This is a genomic window from Gordonia terrae, assembly GCF_001698225.1.
In the GTDB taxonomy this organism is placed as follows: domain Bacteria; phylum Actinomycetota; class Actinomycetes; order Mycobacteriales; family Mycobacteriaceae; genus Gordonia; species Gordonia terrae.
The window spans coordinates 4943234-4962423 of sequence record NZ_CP016594.1 but is presented as its reverse complement, the minus strand read 5'-3'; the positions used below and the strand labels follow the sequence as shown (position 1 = coordinate 4962423).

The 19190-nt window shown below is 67.5% G+C and carries 16 protein-coding genes; 11 read left to right on the top strand and 5 right to left on the bottom strand.

What is annotated here, in order from left to right; genetic code table 11:
• Window positions 1–24 precede the first annotated feature (24 nt).
• Complete coding sequence (locus BCM27_RS21970) at window positions 25–891, bottom strand: polysaccharide deacetylase family protein (protein WP_004022324.1); 867 nt, start codon at window positions 889–891, stop codon at window positions 25–27.
• 107 nt (window positions 892–998) lie between these two features.
• Here BCM27_RS21970 and BCM27_RS21965 point away from each other — a divergent pair, with 107 nt between their 5' ends.
• The 3 genes from BCM27_RS21965 to BCM27_RS21955 all read left to right on the top strand — a co-directional run bounded on the left by BCM27_RS21965 (window position 999) and on the right by BCM27_RS21955 (window position 8093).
• A complete protein-coding gene (locus BCM27_RS21965; protein WP_004022323.1) occupies window positions 999–1364 on the top strand; it encodes a MerR family transcriptional regulator in 366 nt (121 codons plus the stop codon).
• A gap of 42 nt (window positions 1365–1406) precedes the next feature.
• Window positions 1407–2399, top strand: a complete 993-nt coding sequence (locus tag BCM27_RS21960) for an isopenicillin N synthase family dioxygenase (RefSeq protein ID WP_004022322.1) — start codon at window positions 1407–1409, stop codon at window positions 2397–2399.
• A gap of 198 nt (window positions 2400–2597) precedes the next feature.
• Window positions 2598–8093, top strand: coding sequence for an ATP-binding protein (locus BCM27_RS21955; protein ID WP_004022321.1), 5496 nt, complete (start codon window positions 2598–2600; stop codon window positions 8091–8093).
• Window positions 8094–8232: 139 nt separating this feature from the next.
• On the opposite strand, the gene BCM27_RS21950 is transcribed toward BCM27_RS21955, so the two are convergent.
• Complete coding sequence (locus BCM27_RS21950) at window positions 8233–8736, bottom strand: SRPBCC family protein (RefSeq protein ID WP_004022320.1); 504 nt, start codon at window positions 8734–8736, stop codon at window positions 8233–8235.
• 32 nt (window positions 8737–8768) lie between these two features.
• On the bottom strand, window positions 8769–9773 hold the full coding sequence (locus tag BCM27_RS21945) for an AraC family transcriptional regulator (RefSeq protein ID WP_004022319.1): 1005 nt from the start codon (window positions 9771–9773) through the stop codon (window positions 8769–8771).
• A gap of 122 nt (window positions 9774–9895) precedes the next feature.
• Between BCM27_RS21945 and BCM27_RS21940 the strand changes: the two genes are divergently transcribed.
• From BCM27_RS21940 to BCM27_RS21910, 7 genes are read left to right on the top strand one after another with little or no spacing between them, the layout of a single operon-like run.
• Window positions 9896–11131, top strand: a complete 1236-nt coding sequence (locus BCM27_RS21940) for a cytochrome P450 (protein ID WP_004022318.1) — start codon at window positions 9896–9898, stop codon at window positions 11129–11131.
• Window positions 11132–11134: 3 nt separating this feature from the next.
• Window positions 11135–12184: an NADH:ubiquinone reductase (Na(+)-transporting) subunit F gene (locus BCM27_RS21935; RefSeq protein ID WP_004022317.1), complete on the top strand. Its 1050-nt coding sequence runs from the start codon at window positions 11135–11137 to the stop codon at window positions 12182–12184.
• A gap of 28 nt (window positions 12185–12212) precedes the next feature.
• A complete protein-coding gene (locus BCM27_RS21930) occupies window positions 12213–12524 on the top strand; it encodes an EthD family reductase (RefSeq protein ID WP_004022316.1) in 312 nt (103 codons plus the stop codon).
• Window position 12525: 1 nt separating this feature from the next.
• Entirely contained in the window at window positions 12526–13347 is an 822-nt protein-coding gene (locus BCM27_RS21925) for an IclR family transcriptional regulator (protein WP_004022315.1), read from the top strand.
• Window positions 13348–13390: 43 nt separating this feature from the next.
• A complete protein-coding gene (locus BCM27_RS21920) occupies window positions 13391–14182 on the top strand; it encodes a 2-keto-4-pentenoate hydratase (RefSeq protein WP_033204821.1) in 792 nt (263 codons plus the stop codon).
• 32 nt (window positions 14183–14214) lie between these two features.
• Window positions 14215–15012 carry a 2-keto-4-pentenoate hydratase gene (locus BCM27_RS21915; RefSeq protein ID WP_004022313.1) on the top strand — a complete coding sequence of 266 codons (798 nt, stop codon included), beginning with the start codon at window positions 14215–14217 and terminating at the stop codon, window positions 15010–15012.
• Complete coding sequence (locus BCM27_RS21910; protein WP_081487025.1) at window positions 14936–15220, top strand: tautomerase family protein; 285 nt, start codon at window positions 14936–14938, stop codon at window positions 15218–15220. Before BCM27_RS21915 ends, BCM27_RS21910 begins: the two co-directional genes overlap by 77 nt.
• 588 nt (window positions 15221–15808) lie before the next feature.
• Here BCM27_RS21910 and BCM27_RS21905 read toward each other — a convergent pair.
• On the bottom strand, window positions 15809–17047 hold the full coding sequence (locus tag BCM27_RS21905) for an ISL3 family transposase (RefSeq protein ID WP_033204819.1): 1239 nt from the start codon (window positions 17045–17047) through the stop codon (window positions 15809–15811).
• A 131-nt stretch (window positions 17048–17178) separates the two neighbouring features.
• On the opposite strand from BCM27_RS21905, the gene BCM27_RS21900 reads away from it, so the two are divergent.
• Window positions 17179–18423: an HNH endonuclease gene (locus tag BCM27_RS21900; RefSeq protein WP_033204817.1), complete on the top strand. Its 1245-nt coding sequence runs from the start codon at window positions 17179–17181 to the stop codon at window positions 18421–18423.
• A gap of 306 nt (window positions 18424–18729) precedes the next feature.
• Here the strand turns inward: BCM27_RS21900 and BCM27_RS21895 are convergent, their stop codons facing one another.
• Complete coding sequence (locus BCM27_RS21895) at window positions 18730–19155, bottom strand: tautomerase family protein (protein WP_004022309.1); 426 nt, start codon at window positions 19153–19155, stop codon at window positions 18730–18732.
• Between the last annotated feature and the right edge of the window lie 35 nt (window positions 19156–19190).

The window sequence follows — 19190 nt, the reverse complement described above, 5'->3', positions numbered from 1 at the left end:
CATGTGCGGGACCGGCGTCGGCCGTCAGGCCTGTGCGCGATACACATCGACGATGTCATCGGTCGTCGTGAGCCAGGCGTCGGGTTGGGCGGTGAGATATGCGAGCGCCTCATCGAGGTACCGGTGGCGGAACGGTTGGCCGATCACAAACGGATGCAGGGCGATCGGCAGTACCCGGCCACTCGTCGCGGAGTCCGCGCGGAGCTGCTCGTAGCTGTCGATGATCATCTGCAGGAAGTCCGGCCCGGTGAGACCATGACCGAACAACAGTAGGTCGTTGAGTTCGACCGAGTAAGGGACGCTGTACATCTCGGGAACCGTCAACGGGAATGGCTGGTCGTCGTGTGTCCAGTCCAGTACATAGGAGTAATCGAGCTCGGCGAGCAACTCCGGCGTCCGGTGCGTCTCGGTCAGGCCGGGTCCCATCCACCCCCGCGGCGAGCGGCCGGTCGCGGAACGGATGGTGTCGGTGATCTCGGCGAGTGCTCGACGCTCCTCGTCGACGGTGAGGTCGGTGTGGAGTTCAGAGTTGCTGCGTCCGTGTGCAAGCCACGTCCAATCACGTTCTACGCCGGCCACGACGATCTGTGGGTGGGCATCCACGACGGAGGAGTTGAGCAGGACACTCGGTCGGACACCGTGCCGGTCGAGACACTCGATGGTGCGCCAGATCCCGACGCGCGGGCCATAATCGCGCCATCCGTGGTTCAGCGGATCCGGGGTCAGTTCGGTGGTACCCGGCCAGATGCTCGTCGACGGGCGGCCGAAGTAGAAGTGTTCGACGTTCAGACCGATGTAGACGGCGACCTTCTTGCCGTCGGGCCAACTGATCGGGTCGCGGTCGACGATGGGGCAGTACTCGTAAGGCGGCGCGGGAGTCGGGTTCGTCATGGCGCCGACCGTAAGACCTGACACGCATGTCAGGGTCAAGCGCGATCCGGCCGACGGTCCCCACCGGCACGGCGGGCCGCGCCTGGCCGGTTGCGTATAACGGAGCCATGCGGATCGGGGAGCTGTCACGACGAACAGGCGTGAGCGAGCGGTCGCTGCGCTACTACGAGCAGCGTGGTCTGCTGGCTTCCAACCGGTCGGCCGGAGGGCAACGTGAGTACACAGAGGCCGCGGTGGACCGTGTCTTCCACATCCAGGAGCTCTACGCCGCCGGACTCGGCAGCCAGACGATGTCAGCACTGCTGCCGTGCATGCGCGACTCCGACGGTGGTCCTTCCGATACTGCGACGCCCGAGTTGGTCGAACGCCTCGCCGCCGAACGGGCTCGTATCGACGACGCGATACGTGAGCTGCGAAACTCTCGGGCCGTGCTCGACGACGTCATCGACGCCGCTTCTCGGCCCCGACCGTGAACTCGGGTGGCCTCGGCCGCCGACAGGAGTGAGGATGGCGTCATGACTGTGCCGGTGGTTGATCTGTCCACGGCCGACGACGCGCCGGAGGAATTCGCGGTGGCACTGCGCGAGGCTGCGCACACCTCGGGCTTCGTCTATCTGGTCGGGCATGGCGTCGGCGTCGACCGTCAGGCGGAGGTTCTGTCGACGGCGCGTGAGTTCTTCGCTCTGCCCGACGCCGACAAGAACGAGATCAGTCAATTGCAGAGCGCGCAGTTTCGCGGCTATTCACGGCTCGGTGGCGAGCTGACAAACGGGCAGGTCGACTGGCGTGAGCAGATCGATATCGGCCCGGAGCGCGCCGTCATCGATGGAGCGCAGGGGTATTGGCATCTGCAGGGCCCCAATCTGTGGCCCACGTCGATCCCGAGATTCCGGGAGGTCTTCGACGACTGGAGTGCCGCTCTGTCGGCTGTGGGTCTTCGGCTGCTGCGTCACTGGGCGTCGTCGCTGGGGGCCGAACCGACGGTGTTCGACGATGCCTTCGCGCATCGGCCCGCGACCTTGATGAAGGTGGTGCGGTATCCCGGCACCGCGAACAGAAGCCAGGGGGTCGGCGCACACAAGGATTCGGGCGTGTTGACTCTCCTGCTGGTCGAGCCCGACTCGGCGGGCCTCCAGGTGGAGCTGACGCCTGGACAGTGGGTGGACGTGCCGCCGATGGATGGCGCGTTCATCGTCAACATCGGGGAGCTGCTGGAGGTCGCCACCGGCGGTTACCTGCGGGCCACCCGGCATCGGGTCCAGGCCCCCGCGCCCGGCACCGATCGCGTGTCCATCCCGTTCTTTCTCAATCCGGCCCTGGACGCGGTGGTTCCGATCATCGACCTGCCGCCCGACCTCGCGCGCCGGTCGCGCGGCGTCGAGACCGATCCCGACAACCCCATCTTCGCCACCTACGGCGAGAACGCCTGGAAGTCGCGTACGCGTGCTCATCCCGACGTCGCGGAACTGCATCACGGCATCCCGGCTCCCCAGCGGGGCTCCTCGTAGGGAGCATGCGAAAACCCGCTCTCCCGGCGTCCGGAACAGGTGCTTCCGGCCACCTTCCGACGCGCCGTACTCGCGCGTAGCGATTTGACTCGTAAGAATCACACCGTCGAACCACCCCGCGCGTCCCGGATCGCCACTGAGCTGGGTCGCCGCGCTGTACCGTACCTGCGGACCTTCAGCCGCACGACGACGACGTGAATGGAGTCGGTGTTGTTTTCTCGTATCGCCATCGTGAACCGAGGTGAAGCCGCGATGCGGCTCATCCACGCCGTTCGGGGCCTGTCGGAGGAGACCCGGCAACCCATCGAGGTCATCGCACTGCACACCGACGTGGATCGAAACGCCACGTTCGTGCGCGAGGCGGACGTCGCCTACGACCTCGGGCCCGCGGCATCGCGTCCCTACCTGAACATGAAGGTGCTCGAGCACGCTCTGCTCGAGACCGGTGCCGACGCGGCGTGGGTCGGCTGGGGCTTCGTGGCCGAGGACCCGCTGTTCGCCGAACTGTGCGACCGGATCGGCGTCACCTTCGTCGGGCCGTCGGCCGAGGCGATGCGCAAGCTCGGCGACAAGATCGGCGCCAAGCTGATCGCCGAAGAGGTGGGCGTCCCCGTGGCGGCGTGGAGCCGCGGCGGTGTGGACACCCTCGACGAGGCGGTGGCCGCGGCAGCCGAGATCGGCTACCCGTTGATGCTGAAGGCGACCGCGGGCGGTGGCGGCCGCGGCATCCGGAAGGTCACCAGCGACGCCGATCTCCGCGACGCCTACACCCGCACCCGCGAGGAGGCCGAGCGCGCCTTCGGCAGCGGCGTGGTGTTCCTGGAACGTCTCGTGACCGGCGCGCGTCACGTCGAGGTCCAGGTCATCGCCGACGGTCAGGGCACGGCCTGGGCGCTGGGCGTGCGTGATTGCTCGGTCCAGCGCCGCAACCAGAAGATCATCGAGGAATCGGCGTCGCCGGTCCTCCCCGCGGACCGGGTCGCCGAGCTCAAGGCCTCGGCGGAGCGGCTCGCCGTCGCCGTGGGTTACCGGGGCGCGGCCACCGTCGAGTTCCTCTACCACCCGGGCGAGAATCTCCTCGCGTTTCTCGAGGTCAACACCCGTTTGCAGGTGGAGCACCCGATCACCGAGGCGACCACCGGCTTCGACCTGGTGCGCGCGCAGCTGCACGTCGCCTCCGGCGGGCGGCTCGAGGGTGCGGCGCCGAGCGAGCGCGGACACGCCATCGAAGCCCGCCTCAACGCCGAGGATCCCGACCGCGACTTCGCGCCGGCTCCGGGCCGCATCGACCTGCTGGAGCTGCCCGCGGGACCGGGTATCCGCGTCGACACCGGTGTGAGCGAGGGCGACACCATCCCCGCCGACTTCGACTCGATGATCGCCAAGATCATCGCCTACGGTCGCGATCGCGACGAGGCGCTCGGCCGTCTGCGCCGCGCGATCCGCGAGACCCGCGTCATCATCGCCGGCGGAGCGACGAACAAGAGCTTCGTGCTCGAGTTGTTGGATCAGCCGCAGGTGATCGACGGCAGCGCGGACACCGGCTGGATCGACCGCGTGCGCGCCGAGGGCGGCCTCGTCGCCAACCGGCACTCGGCCATCGCTCTCATCGCCGCCGCGATCGACGCCTACGAGGAAGAGGAACTCGTCGAACGGCAGCGCCTGATGTCGACGGCCTCCGGTGGCCGCCCGCAGGTGCAGCACGAGAGCGGGCGCCCGCTCGACCTCAAGCTGCGCGGCGTCGCCTACCGCGTGCGTGTCGCCGCCATCGGTGCTCATCGCTTCCGGGTCGTCATCGAGGCGCCGGGGGAGACCCGCACCGCCGACGTCGACCTGGAGCGTTTCGACGACCACGCCGCGCAGCTCGTGGTGAACCGGGTCCGCTACCGCCTGCTCACCGACACCCATGGACCGATCCACCTCGTCGACGTCGACGGGGTCACCCACCGCGTCAGTCGCGACGAGGGCGGTGTGGTGCGCTCGCCCGCACCCGCGCTCGTCGTCGCCACACCGATCCAGGCCGGCGACGAGGTCGAGGCCGGCGCTCCCATCCTGGTGCTCGAGAGCATGAAGATGGAGACCGTGCTGCGTGCCCCGGTGCGCTCGCGCGTCAAGGAGTGCGCCGTGTCGGTCGGCACGCAGGTCGAGACCGGCGCGACCCTGATGCGGCTGGAGCCGCTGGCCGATGAGGGAGACGAGGTCGAAGAGGAAGTCGGTGCGACCGTCGACCTCGAACTGCCGGAGGAGCCGCAGGTCGACCCGACCGAGCGGACCACCCGTAGCCAGGAGGACCTCCGCAGCCAGCTGCTCGGCTACGACGTGGACCCGAACCACCGGACACGACTGCTCGACGAATACCTGTCCGTCCGCCGTGCCGCCATCGACAGCGGACGTCGACCGCTGGCCGACGAACTCGAACTCGTGACGGTGTTCGCCGACCTCGCCGAGTTGAGCCAGAACCGGCCGTCGAGCCACGAGGTCGGCGTCGAGCACGTACACAGCGCACGGGAGAACTTCCACACCTACCTGCAGAGTCTCGACGTCGAACGCGACGGACTGCCCGCGGCGTTCCACGATCAGCTGGGTCGCGCACTCGGCCACTACGGCGTCACCGAACTCGAGCGCACCCCCGAGCTCGAAGCCGCCGTCTTCCGGATCTTCCTCGCGCTGCAGAACCCGAACGACTCCGCCTCGGTGATCAGCGCGTTGCTGCTCGAATGGCTCGACGAGCCGACCCCGCGAGACGAACTGCGCGAGGCGGTGGGCACCGCCCTCGACCGCCTCGTCGCCGCCACACAGGTCCGCTTCCCGGCCGTCTCCGACCTCGCGCGCGGCGTCATCTACGCCTGGTACGGACAGCCGCTGCTGCTCCGCGACCGCGCACGCGTGTACAGCAACGTGCGCAAGCAGCTGAAGTATCTCGACGAGAATCCCGACGCCGCCGACCGTACGAGCCGCATCGACGACATGGTGCGCAGCACCGAACCGCTCGTCCGGCTGCTCGGCCAGCGCATCGAGCGGCACGCCGACAACACGGTCATGCTCGAGGTGCTGACCCGGCGCTACTACGGCAACCGTGGTCTCTCCGACATCCGGATTCGTGAGGCCGGCGGCGCGACCTTCGTGGTCGCCGAGCGCGACGCAGGCAACATCGCCTCGGCCGCAGTCGGTTTCGATGCGCTGCCCGCAGCCATCGGCGGACTCGCCGAGCTCGCTCGCGAGACCGCGGCCGTCGACGCGGACATCTATCTCGCCTGGGAGCAGCAGCCCGACGACTTCGACGTCCTCGCCGGGACGCTGCACGACATCGTCGCCACGAGTTCGCTTCCGCCGCAGGTGCATCGCGTCACCATCACGGTCGCGGGCAGCGCCGACGCCCGGATGCACCACCACGTCACGTTCCGGCCGTCGGCCACCGGTATGGCCGAGGAACGTCTGATCCGGGGCCTGCACCCCTACATCGCACAGCGGATGCAGATGGAGCGTCTGCGCAAGTTCGACCTCACCCGCCTGCCCTCGTCGGACGACGAAGAGGTGTACCTCTTCCGTTGTGTCGCACGGGAGAACCCGTCCGACCGGCGACTCGTCGCCTTCGCCCAGGTGCGTGACCTGACCGCCTTGCGCGAGCAGGACGGCCGATTGCTGACGCTGCCGACCGCCGAAGCCGCGCTCGCGTCGTGCGTCGACTCGATCCGGCGTGCGCAGCGCGGCTCCACCAACCTGTCGAGCGCCAACCGGATCATCATGTACGTGTGGCCGCCGATCGACGTCGACGCCGACATCCTGGATCTGATCGCCGATCACATCAGCGGCACGACGCAGGGCGTCGGACTCGAAGAGGTCCAGCTCATCGCGCGCCGCCGCGACCGCGACACCGGTGAGTTGAGCAAGGTCTCGGTGCATTTCTCGGGCAACCCCACCGGCGGATTCGACGTCCGGGTCGTCGAGCCGAGCGACGAGCCCATCGAGCCGGTCGACGAATACCGGCAGAAGGTACTGCGCGCGGCGAAGCGCAACACCGTCTACCCGTACGAATTGGCGGCCATCCTGGGCGATTTCACCGAGTACGACCTCGACGCCGAGCAGCGACTGGTGCAGGTCGACCGCCCCAAGGGTCGCAATTCGGCCGCGATCGTCGCCGGTGTGGTCACCACACCCACCGAGAAGTACCCGCGCGGCGTGACCCGTGTGGTCCTGCTCGGCGATCCGACGAAATCGCTGGGCGCGCTTGCGGAACCGGAGTGCAGTCGGCTGGTGGCGGCGCTCGACCTCGCCGAGCAGATGCAGGTCCCGCTCGAGTGGTACGCACTCTCGTCGGGCGCGCGGATCTCCATGGACTCCGGTACGGAGAACATGGACTGGATCGCCCGGGCGCTGAAGCGGATCGTCGAGTTCACGCAGGACGGCGGCGAGATCAACATCGTCGTGGCCGGCATCAACGTGGGCGGGCAGCCGTACTGGAACGCCGAGGCGACGATGCTCATGCACACCAAGGGCATCCTGGTGATGACCCCGGAGTCGGCGATGGTGCTCACCGGCAAGCAGTCGCTGGACTTCTCCGGAGGCGTGTCAGCCGAGGACAACTTCGGCATCGGCGGTTACGACCGCGTCATGGGCCCCAACGGCCAGGCGCAGTACTGGGCACCGAACCTCGGTGCGGCACGGGACCTCCTGATGGCTCACTACGAGCACACCTACGTGCTGCCGGGCGAGCAGACGCCGCGCCGCGCGATCACGAGCGACCCCGTCGACCGCGACATCTCCGACTACCCGCACGTCCTCGCGGGCAGCGATTTCACCACCGTCGGGCAGATCTTCTCGGCGGCCTCCAACCCGGATCGCAAGAAGCCGTTCGACATCCGCACCGTGATCCGCGCCGTCGCCGACCAGGATCACCCGGTGCTCGAGCGCTGGGCGGGCATGGCCGACGCGGAGACCGCGGTGGTCACTGATCTGCACATGGGTGGAATCCCGGTGTGTCTCTTGGGTATCGAGTCACGGGAGGTACCGCGCCGCGGTTACACACCGACCGACGGTCCGGACACCTACACCGCCGGCACGCTGTTCCCGCAATCGTCGAAGAAGGCGGCGCGCGCGATCAACGTGGCCAGCGGCAACCGACCACTCGTGGTGCTGGCGAACCTGTCCGGGTTCGACGGATCGCCGGAGTCGCTGCGCAAGCTGCAGCTGGAGTACGGCGCGGAGATCGGCCGGGCCATCGTGAACTTCGAGGGCCCCATCGTGTTCTGCGTGATCTCGCGCTACCACGGTGGCGCATTCGTGGTGTTCTCGAAGGCGTTGAACCCCAACATGACCGTGCTGGCGATCGACGGCTCGTTCGCCTCCGTGCTGGGTGGTGCGCCGGCGGCCGCGGTCGTCTTCGCCGGCGATGTGGCCAAGCGGGTGAGTGCCGACGCGCGGGTGCGCGAACTCGAGGCCGAGACGGCACAGGCCACCGGTCCGGACCGCTCGCGGCTCAACGCCGAACTGGCCGACCTCCGACAGTCGGTGCGCGCGGAGAAGATCAGTGAGATCGCCGCCGAGTTCGACTCGGTGCACAGCATCCGCCGTGCCGTCGAGGTCGGCTCGGTCGACGCGGTCATCCAGGCCGACGAGCTCCGGCCCCAGATCATCGGCGCGATCGAGAAGTCGCCGGCTTGGGGCAAGCAGGATTCCGAGGTGGTCAGCTCGTAACGCCTGCGCTCCCTGAGGTGCGAGCGAAGCGAGCCTCGAAGGGCTTGGTGAGAATAGTCGCCAGGCCCTTCGAGGCTCGTCGCTTGCGCTCCTCGCACCTCAGGGGGCAGAGGGGCTCGTCGCTTTCGCTCCTCGCACCTCAGGGGGCAGAGGGGCCGCGCTCGGCGATCTCCTTGATGGCGGCGAGGGTGGCCGGGATGCCCGCCAGCGCGGCGTCGCGACGCTGTTCGAGTTGATGCGATGCGTCGTCGCCGAAGCGTTCGGCGAACAGGTCGAACCCCGCGGGCTGTACGGCCCAGGACTCGGTGAGCGACGTCCCGTCGCCGTCGGGCGTGATCGTGTACGACCAGCGCACCGCGTTCTCGTTCACCATCCACGCGAACTCGCGGGGTTCGTCGGCGGCGACGACACGGGAACGGGTCTCCCACACACGTTCGGGGGTTTCGTTGCGGCCATGGAAATACGCACCGACCTCGGGACCGGTCGCCGGTTCCGCCCACCAGCACGCCTTGCAGATCGGGCTCCACTCGCCGGTACGACCGATGTCGGTCACCAGGTCCCACACCTGCTGGGGTGTGGCGTCGATGCGGATGGATTCGGAGTGGGTGAATCGAGCACTGCGGTCGGTGTCACTAATCGTCATGGGTCCCTTCCTGCGGTCGCGTACGGACCATCCTAGGGACGATGCCGCTCGGGAGCGGTGGCCCGATAGCGGGATGGGCTGACTCCGAACGTGCGGCTGAACGCGCGGCTGAAGTGCGACGCATCGCGGAACCCGACCTGTGCGCAGATGTCGGCGACACAGAGATCGGTCTGCGCGAGAAGCGCGCGGGCCCGGTCGAGCCGTCGGGCGTACAGCCAGGCCCGCGGTGTCGTGCCGGTGGTGCTGAACAGCTTGTGGACGTATCGCATCGACATCCCGACCTCGGCGGCCACCAGCGCGATGGTGTGGTCGGGATCGTGCAGGTGATCGGCCATCGCGTTCTGGACCGCGCGGAGGTCGGCGGCATGTATCCGGTCGGTCGCGGTGCGGTGTGAGATCTGCTCGGTCACCGCGCCGGCGACCATGTCCAACACTGCGCTCGCCACCGTGCCGGACGACGACACGGAGATTCCTTGGACCTGGGCCGCGACGTCGACGAGGAAGCTCGACACGAGTCGTCCGATACCGGAATCGACCGCGATGGCCCGGCCCGTCGCGTCGTCGATGACGTCGTACGTCGCCCGCGCGGCCAGTTGTCCACGAGGCGCACGCACAACGATCTGCTCGAACTCGGTGGCACCGCTGACGACGAAAGGAGCTGTGGCATCGATGATCCCGAAGGCGCCGTGTTGCAACAGTCCGGTGTGTTCGCCCTGCGAGATCGTGGCGGCGCCCTGGGTGATGAGGCACAGCAGATAGTCGTCGGCCGGATCGGATTCGATCATCGCCGGCGTGCGGACGACGGTGTGCGGATCGGCGCGGACCACGCTCACCGAGAGGCTTCCGACGGGGCGCGCGACGATCTGAGCGGTGAACGGGCGACGGTCCTGGGGCCAGTCGATGTCCATCTCGCAGAAGGTGGCGTCGAGCGCCTCCGCCCACCGGACCCGACCCTCGGCGCTCGCGAGTTCGCGGGTGCTCAGTTCGACGGTTCCCGCTGTGCACGCGGAGTCATCCATCGGTGCATTCGCAGTCATTCTCTCCCCTCACCTCCACCCATAGTGTTCCAGATCACAAGACATTGTCACGGTGGCCGGCGGCATGACCGAACGAACCGGCTCCCGACAACCGATATCCGGAACGACAACGGAGAGTCACCATGACCGCAGTCCAGCCCTCGCACGAGGTCACCCCGAAGTTCGTGGAAGAGATCACGATGGCCGAACTCGAGGCCGATCCGTATCCGTTCTACGAGCGGCTGCGGAAGGAGGCGCCGGTGGCGTTCGTGCCCTCCCTCGGGATGTACATCGTCTCGACCCGCGAGCTGTGCATGCAGATCGCGAAGGATTCGGACAACTGGCCTGCGGTGATCTCCCCGGCGGGCGGCCGCACGTTCGGTCACGGGGCGCTGCTCAACACGAACGGTCCCGAGCATCGCGATCTGCGCGACATGGTCGAGCCGCATCTACAGCCGTCGGCCGTCGACAACTACATCGACGACCTGGTCCGGCCGTACGCCCGCGAACTGCTCGAGCGGATCGAGAACAACGGCTCGGCCGACATCGTCGCCGAGTACTGCGAACCGGTCAGTGTCCGGGCCCTCGGCGATCTGCTCGGCCTGAGCGACGTGAGCACCGACAAGCTGCGGGAGTGGTTTCACAAGCTCAGCGTCTCGTTCACGAATTCCGCGATGACGCCCGACGGCGAGTTCGCCAACCCTGACGGCTTCGTCCCCGGCGACGAGGCGAAGGCCGAGATCATCGCGCACGTCGACCCCAAGATCGACGAGTGGATCGTCAACCCCGACCACAGCGCGATCTCGCATTGGCTGCACGACGGGATGCCCGAGGGGCAGACGCGCAGCCGCGACGTCATCTACCCCAACCTCTACGTGTTCCTGCTCGGCGCGATGCAGGAGCCGGGTCATGCGATGGCCACCACACTGGCCGGCTTGTTCAGCCGGCCGGATCAGCTGGAGCGGGTCGTCGACGACCCGGGCCTCATCCCGCGGGCGGTCGGTGAGGGCATGCGGTGGGTCGCGCCGATCTGGTCGGCGGCCGCGAAGATCGCCACCGACGAGGTCGTGGTCGGCGGCGTGACGATCCCGCAGAATTCCGTGGTGATGCTGTCCTACGGTTCGGCGAATCAGGATGAGAGTGCCTACAACTCCCCGACCGCGTACGACCTCGACCGCGCGGTGATCCCGAACATGACCTTCGGCGGCGGTGTCCATGCCTGCGCCGGAACCTATTTCGCGAACAACGTGGTTCGTATCGCGCTCGAGGAGCTCTTGGAGACGATCCCCAACATCGAGCGCGACACCGACCACGAGGTCGACTTCTGGGGCTGGGGCTTCCGTGGCCCCAAGGAACTCCATGTCAAGTGGGAGGTCTGAGGCGTGAACACCACACATCGGGTTCGTATCCAGGGCTCGGACACGCCGCTCGACGTGGCCGCCGATCAGTCGGTCCTCGATGCGGTGCTGCGCGCCGGGGAGTGGCTGCCGCACTCCTGCACCCAGGGGACCTGCGGTACCTGCAAGCTCCGAGTGCTCGACGGCGAAGTGGCGCACAATGACTCACCCGACTACACGCTGACGCCGGCCGAACGGTGTGCCGGGTTGGCGCTGGGTTGCATGGCCACGCCGTGCTCGGACCTGGTCGTCGAACCGCTGGGCGCCGCAGTCGACGACGGAGCGCCCCGACATCCGCTGCGCGACCACGACGGCACCGTCGTCGTCCTGGACGACATCGCCACCGACACGCGCCGGCTCGTCGTCGAACTGGACGAGCCGATGACGTTCAACGCGGGCCAGTATGCGGAGCTGGTGATCCCCGGTACCGGTGTGGGGCGTCAGTACTCGATGGCCAACCCGCCGTCGGAGTCGAAGCTCCTGGAGTTCCACGTCAAGCGCACCGTCGGTGGACGAGCCACGGAGGGTTGGATCTTCGGTTCGCTGACGGTGGGGGAGCGGGTAGAACTCCGCGGACCGCTCGGCCAGTTCCACCTCGTCCGCGAGCAGGCCGAGCCGGCGATCCTCATCGGCGGCGGTACCGGACTCGCCCCCCTGAAGTCCATCGCCCGCCACGTGCTGGACCACGGCCTGGTACCCGAGCTGTACCTGTACCACGGTGGCCGACGACGGGACGACCTCTACGACGTCGAGTTCTTCCGCGAACTCGAGGCCGGGTACGACAACTTCCACTACCGGCCGGTCCTCAGCGAGGAGCAGTGGGACGGCGCCACCGGGATGGTCACCGACGTCGTCGTCGAGGACTTCCGCAGCTGTAAAGGGCTGAGCGCCTATCTCTGTGGCCCGCCGGCCATGATCGAGGCCGGCGTCCGGGCGCTGAAACGTCGCCGGATGGCGCCCCGTCTCATCTTCCGTGAGGAGTTCACCGTGGCGGTCTCCGTGGCGACCCCCGTGGCGACCACCGCGGCATCGTGACACCTCGATCGAATCCGAAAGGCAAGTCATGTACCGACTCACCGTGATCTACGGACATCCGCTCGACCCGCAGGCCTTCGACCGGCACTACGAGAACGAGCATGCCGAACTGGTCCGCCGTATCCCCGGACTGCGCCGGTTCGCCGCGGGCAAGTGCGACTCCCTCGACGGCACCGAGCCCGCCTCGTACTCGGTGGCCGAGCTGTACTTCGACTCGAAAGACGCCCTTGCCCAGGCCCTCGGATCGCCTGAGGGGCAGGCCGCGGCCGGCGATGTCGCCAACTTCGCCACCGGTGGGGCGACCCTGCTGTTCAGCGACGAGTCGATGGTGGGTCCCTGAGGTGGCCGCGCTGCAGACCGTCCAGAAAATCGGCCCGGTCCTGGATCTGTTCACCGTCGAACGTCCCGAGTGGGGTGTGTCGGAGGTCGCCGGCGAACTGGGCGTCCCCCGGTCGAGCGCGCACGCGCTGCTGGCCTCGCTGGTCGACATCGGCCTGCTGCAGTGTCGCGCCCGCGGCCGCTACCGTATCGGCTGGCGCGTCGTCGAACTGAACCAGGCGCTGCAGGGCACGGTCGACGTCAAGTCCTGTGCTGCCCCGATCCTGCAGGCGCTCTCGGAGAAGTTCGGCGAGACAACCCATCTCGCCGTCATGGAACGCTATCGGGTGATCTACGTCGACAAGGTTCTGGGCAACCACGTCATCAACGTGTCCGGCGCCCGGATCGGCGCCCAGCTCGATGCGCATTGCAGCGCGGTCGGCAAAGTGCTCCTCGCGCACTGCGATCCGGCTCAGCTGGCTCGCAACCTGACCGACAAGCAGCTCCGGCGGTACACGTCCTCGACCCTGACCGACCCGGACGAACTGGCCGCGGAACTGAAGGGTGTGCTGCGCCGGGGCTGCGCCTTCGACCTGGCCGAAGCGGTTCCCGACGTGCATTGCGTCGCGGCGCCGATCCGCGACGAGATGGGGGTCGTCGTGGCGGCGATGTCGATCACCGCGCCCGCGACGAGATTCATCCCGGCACAGCACGAATTCCGGCGTGCGGTGATCGCGGCCGCCGCCGACGCGTCCCGCGCGCTGAACTCCTCGTCCGGCGACCTGTCCACGCCCATCCGTCTGCCCGAGCGCGAGGTCTCCGTCCTGCACGCGGTGGCGGGATGACCCCGCGGTCACCGTTCCTCAACCCAGAAAGATCATGCCTCCCATGACCGACCATGCCGGCCTCGTGCGCGACGCCGCCGATGCGTTGCTCGACGCCTATCGAGACCACGCCCCGATCGAACCCCTGGCCGGGCGGTTCGCGGACCACCCATTGTCGACCGCCTATGAGATCGCCCTCGCCCAGGTCCAGGACTGGGAGAAGCAGGGCGACGTGGTGAAAGGGCACAAGGTGGGGCTGGCCTCCCGTGCCATCCAACGGCAGATGGGGGTCGACCAGCCGGACTTCGGGCACCTCACGGCGAGCATGTTCCACCTCGAGCACGCCCCGATCCCGGCGGGCACGTTCATCCAACCGCGCATCGAGCCGGAGGTCGCCTTCGTCCTCGCGAGGCCACTACGCGGACCGGGAGTCACGGTCGCCGAGGCGGCCGCGGCCGTCGACTTCGTGCTCCCCGCACTGGAGATCGTGGACTCCCGCATCCGCGACTGGAAGATCAACATCTTCGACACCATCGCCGACAACGCGTCATCGGGCGGGGTCATCCTGGGCGGGCGGCCGGTGCCGCTCGTCGACGTCGACCTGCGGATGGCCGGCTGCAACCTGCACGTGAACGGCGAACTCGTCCACACCGGCGCCGGTGGTGCGGTGCTCGGGTCGCCGATCAACGCCCTGGTCTGGCTGGCCAACACGGTCGGGCCCCTCGGCGTCACGCTCGAACCCGGCCATGTGGTGCTGCCCGGCTCGATGACCGCGGCGGTGCCGGTCGGGCCGGGGGACACCGTGGTCGCCACCATCGCCGGCGTCGGCAGCGTGACCGCGGTGCTGGGTGCGTGAGTGCTCGTGTTCTCGAATCATCAGGAGAAGAAGTGACAGACAACGGAATCGACGACTGGAGTGCGGTTCGCGTGGCCGGCTCGTTGCTCGCCGCGGAGCGCTCGCGGACGGCGCGGACCTCGATCCAGCACGAGTGGCCGGGACTGAGCCTCGACGTCGCCTACGCCGCCCAGGACATCGCGCTCGCCGACCGCCGCTCGCGCGGGGAGACCGTGACCGGGATCAAGCTGGGCCTGACCTCGCGGGCCAAGCAGAAGCAGATGGGCGTCGACGAGCCCTCGGTCGCGTGGCTGACCGATGCCATGGCGTTGCCCGCGGGCTTGCCGGTCCCGCGTGAGCGACTCATCCATCCACGCGCCGAGCCCGAGATCGCCTTCGTGCTCGGGCGTCCCCTCGCCGGTCCCGGTGTCACCGCGGCCACGGCACTCGCCGCGGTCGATCATGCGATGGCCGCGATCGAGATCATCGACAGTCGCTACTCGGGATTCAAGTTCACCCTCGCGGATGCGGTGGCCGACAACAACTCTTCCGGCGTCTACGTGACCGGCCCGGTCATCCGCGATGTCGCGGACGTGGACTTCGGACTCGAGGCGTGCCTGCTCGAGGTCGACGGTGACATCGTCGCCACCGCGACGGGTTCAGCAGTGCTCGGACATCCCGCGGAGGCATTGGCGTTCGCGGCCAACACCTTCGGTGCGCGGGGCATCACCCTGGAGGCGGGGTGGGTCGTCCTCACCGGGGGTATGACGGACGCTGTCCCGGTGGAGCCGGGTAGCCGGGTCGCGGCACACTTCACCACGCTCGGTTCGATCACGGTCGCGGGAGGGTGAGATGCCGTTCATCGACGTGACCATCGCCCAAGGGCGTTCGCCCGACGAGGTGCGCGCACTCATGCGCGAGCTGACGGCGGCCGCCCATCGTGCGATCGGCGCCCCGGTCGCGAACATCCGCGTCTGTGTCCGCGAGGTCCCGCCCACCCACTGGTCGGCGGGCGACGTCACCGTCGCCGAGCGTCAGGCGACGATCTCGGAATCGTGAGGCGCGGAGATTCTCTCGCGCACACGTTCAGCTGCCCGCCCCGAACGAAGCGATCCGCTCTGCTCCCGGATCTGGAAGAAGCGGCCTGAAGTGCTTTCTCAGGTGTGATCCTGGGGTGTGAGTTCGCAAGCTCGCTCCTCAGGGAGCGGGGTTCTTTCGTGGTCCACGACGGCCGCCAGGCTATTACTACTCTCTGCTCCCTGAGGAGCGCCCGGAGCTTGGGGAGGGCGCGTCACGAAGGGTCTTCCCGAGCCCCCCTCCGACTGATGAACCTCACCTCGACCGATGGACTTCGATCGAAGTCCATCGGTCGAGTTCGAGTTCATCGGTGACAACTGCAGTGCCGCACAACCGGCCGGACCGGCGAAGGTGAAGCACCCCGCCTCCGGCAGTGATCCGTCTCCAAGTAGGCCGTCCACCCGTGTGACTAATGGGGTTTCTGTTCACCACAGTTCACCACGGTTCACCGCTGTTGCGTGAGTGACATATACTGTCGCGCAGTCGGATTCGGCGAAGAATGGGTTGTGGAGAAACTTCGTCGTCGAACGTTTGAGGATCTCCTGACGTCGAAGTGGGCGGATTCCGGGTTCAATCGTGATGCGGAAGTTTCGGACACGCGCCGCCTCGTGTGAGGTTGGCCATCGCGATCAGGGCGTCGGGTGTGTGAAATCCGTACGACCGCTTTGTCAATGACCGGAGGTGGCAGTTCGTTGCCTCGACTCGCGCATTGCTCATTTGACACGCGACCGCGTTGTGGATCTGCACCTCCCGTTTGCGGATGCTCTGCGCAGTGAGTCGAAACTCGGGAATACCGGAGGACTCCGCCTTACGGATCCATCGCCGTAAAGGCGCCCAACTTGATCGGTAAGCGCCTGAAAGTATGTGCCGTATCTCCTCTTTCATCTGATAAGCGCGGGCAAGTTGGCTGTTGACGTTACAGACAACAATGGATTGCAGCCGCCGTTGACTGTCGGTGAGGTTGTCGGGATTCTTCAATAACGCCCACCTCAGTCGCCCGCGTTCTACCTTCGACAAGCCAACAACTCGGTTCATCACCCGAGCGCGGCACCTGTCCAACGCCTGATTGACCCACTGCAGCACGTGAAATGGGTCCATGCACCAGTAGGCGTGCGGCGCCTGCTCGGCGAGGACTGCGCCGATGTACTCGGCGCCGTCAGCGCTGATGTGGGTGATCCTACGGGCGCGCACATCACCGAGCTCATCGAAGAATCGCTCGATCGTCTCCTTCTTGGCACCCTCACCCGCCCACACCAGTTGACCTGAGTCATGGTTGACCACGGCGACCAAATATCGGTGGCCCTTACGGTAGGAGATTTCGTCGATACCGATGCGTCGCAACCCGTTCAAGCGTTTGGTCAGTCCGACATGATCGTCGACCACGCGCTCAACGATACGAGACACCGTCCGCCAGGAGACCCGGAGATAAGCACTCACGGCGCTCATCGGCGCGTGCGCGCACATCCACGCGACGGCGTCGTCGAAAGCCCTGGTCATCTTCGCTTTCGGACGCGCCCACGGAACCCATTCGCTACCCACATTGTGGCGCGGGCACTGCACCCGCCTGGCCGGCAACTCGAGAATGCATCGCCAGCCACCCATGTCGAGATGGCGCCACCGTCGCCGCGCCGACGGCTGATCGTAACCAGGGCAGAATTTCCGACATTGCGGGCACCGTGACCGTGCCCTGCTGTGCAACTCCAGCGACACCACCATGATCTGCCCGCGATCATCCTCATCGAACCTGACACCCACCACTCGGGCACGCTCGATTCCGAGCAACTTCTGCAGTACTCTGACAGTGCGCAACGCCCACCCCTTCAGTCTTGGTCTTCGCAAATCAAAACCTAAGGGACAGTGGGCGTTGCGTGCGTTAGGCGCGCGAAAAGGCGCCCACTTCTACGTCAGAAGAGCCACGTTTGAGCGAGTACCTTGGTGTCATGACCTCGATCACCGCACTCCGCGACACCCTCATCGGCCTGCCGCCACCACCCGACGACGGGAGTGGTCGCGCCGTGTTCGAGCGTCTCGACGAACTGCGGGTGCTGCGCAACGTGGTCGATCACCAGATCGCCGTCCACATAGCGCTTTTCGACGCCTCCGATGCCGCAGCGCGCGCCGGCACCACCACCCGCACCGCTCTGATCGAGATGGGAATGCCCCCGGCAGCCGCCGGCCGTGGTGTGCGGATCGCCGGTGGCCTGGCGTCGTTGCCGAAACTCGCCGACTGCGCCGCCGACGGATATCTGTCTGCCGAGTGCGTGGATGCGGTGGTCCGCGGCATCACTCTCATCGACACACGTGCTCCGGCAGCGCTGTCCGACGGCGACCGGTCGGCGGTCGAGAGCGAGTTGCTCACCCAGGCGTTCTCCGGTGCCACACCCGCCGAGATCAACGACCACGCCCGGAGTATCGCAGTCCGGGTCGCAGCCACTGACCCGGACGCGGTTCCGGCGGCTGATGATGCGTCACTGAACACCGTGCACACCCGCGTCACCGAGGAAGGCAGGGTCGCGATCACCGCCGATGTGACCGCGGTGATCGGCGAGAAATTTCTGTCGATGATCGACGAACGCTCCTGCCCGCGCCCGGAACCCGACGGCGCTGACGATCGCCGTGGTGTGACGCAGCGTCGCGCCGACGGGTTGGAACTACTTCTCGATCAAGCGGCGATCGGTGCGGCGATGACGACCGCCGGTGCACCCCGCACCCAAGTCCTGGTCACCATCCCCGCGGACGGCGCTGATCCGGCGCGCCTGCCGTGGGTCGGGGCGGTCACAGCATCGACAGCCCGACGCCTGTCGTGTGACGGCGGCGTGGCCGAGATCGTCCTCGACGACGAGGGCGTGCCGTTGCGGATGGGCACCACGAAACGATTGTTCCCGCACCATCTGCGGCAGGCGATCGTCGTGCGCGATCAGTGCTGTGTGAAATGCGGTGCCCCCGCCGCGCATACCCAAGTCCACCACCTCATCCACTGGGCTGATGGTGGTGCGACCGATCTGGACAACGGGTGCCTGCTGTGCCAGCGCTGCCACACCCAGGTGCATCACCACGGCTGGCAGGTGGTGATGGGACCCGACCGGCACCCGTGGCTGATCCCGCCGGCCGACATCGACCCCCGCCGCCGACCCCGCCCGGCCTACAACCGGCGCACCCTGCGACTCGACGACGCCCCCGTCTAACCGACCCGCCCCCAGACCCTCCGGCGCCGACCCGACGCCACACGACCTTTGACAACTCCACAGTGTGAAACAGGCTATGAACGCCGGGATCTCGTGTCGAAAGATGGCAGGTGGCAGAAAGATTCGCTACAGATACCGGCGGGCGCGGTTGCCGGCCCTTCGAGGCTCGTCGCTTGCGCTCCTCGCACCTCAGGGGGGCAGGGGTTGGTCGTGGCGTGCGCTCCTCGCATCTCAGGGGGGGCAGGGGTTGGTCGTGGCGTGCGCTCCTCGCACCCCAGGGCCAGTGGGTGTGTGGGTTCTCTCGGATCAGGGAGCAGCAGGGCGGGCAGCGCGCATCGAGATCTCCGTTGCCCGAACGTCACTCGCGGGCACGCCCGCGATGCCCCAGTTCTCCGGCGCGACTTCGATGATCTGTCCGCGGACACGCGATCGCTCGGCGTCCAGATGATCGACGACGAGGTCGGTGAACGCCGCGAGCAGCTCCGAACGCTGGCGGGCAGGCCGGCCGGCGAGCACGATCGCGGTGAAGTACGGTGCGATCGCGCCGCCGTCGGCGACGAGCTGCCCGCCGACGGCGATGTCGGCGGGGTCGTACTGCACGACGAAGGTGCGTACCCGCTCGATCGGTGAGTCGAGGACGCGGGAGTAGGCCGCACTCGCGGCGGTCAACAGCGCGGCGCGCTGCTCGGTGGACGCGCTGCCGATGGGGATGTGGAAGTGTGCAACCGGCACGTCGGCTCCGATCGGAAGTGCCCGCGTCCGTTCCG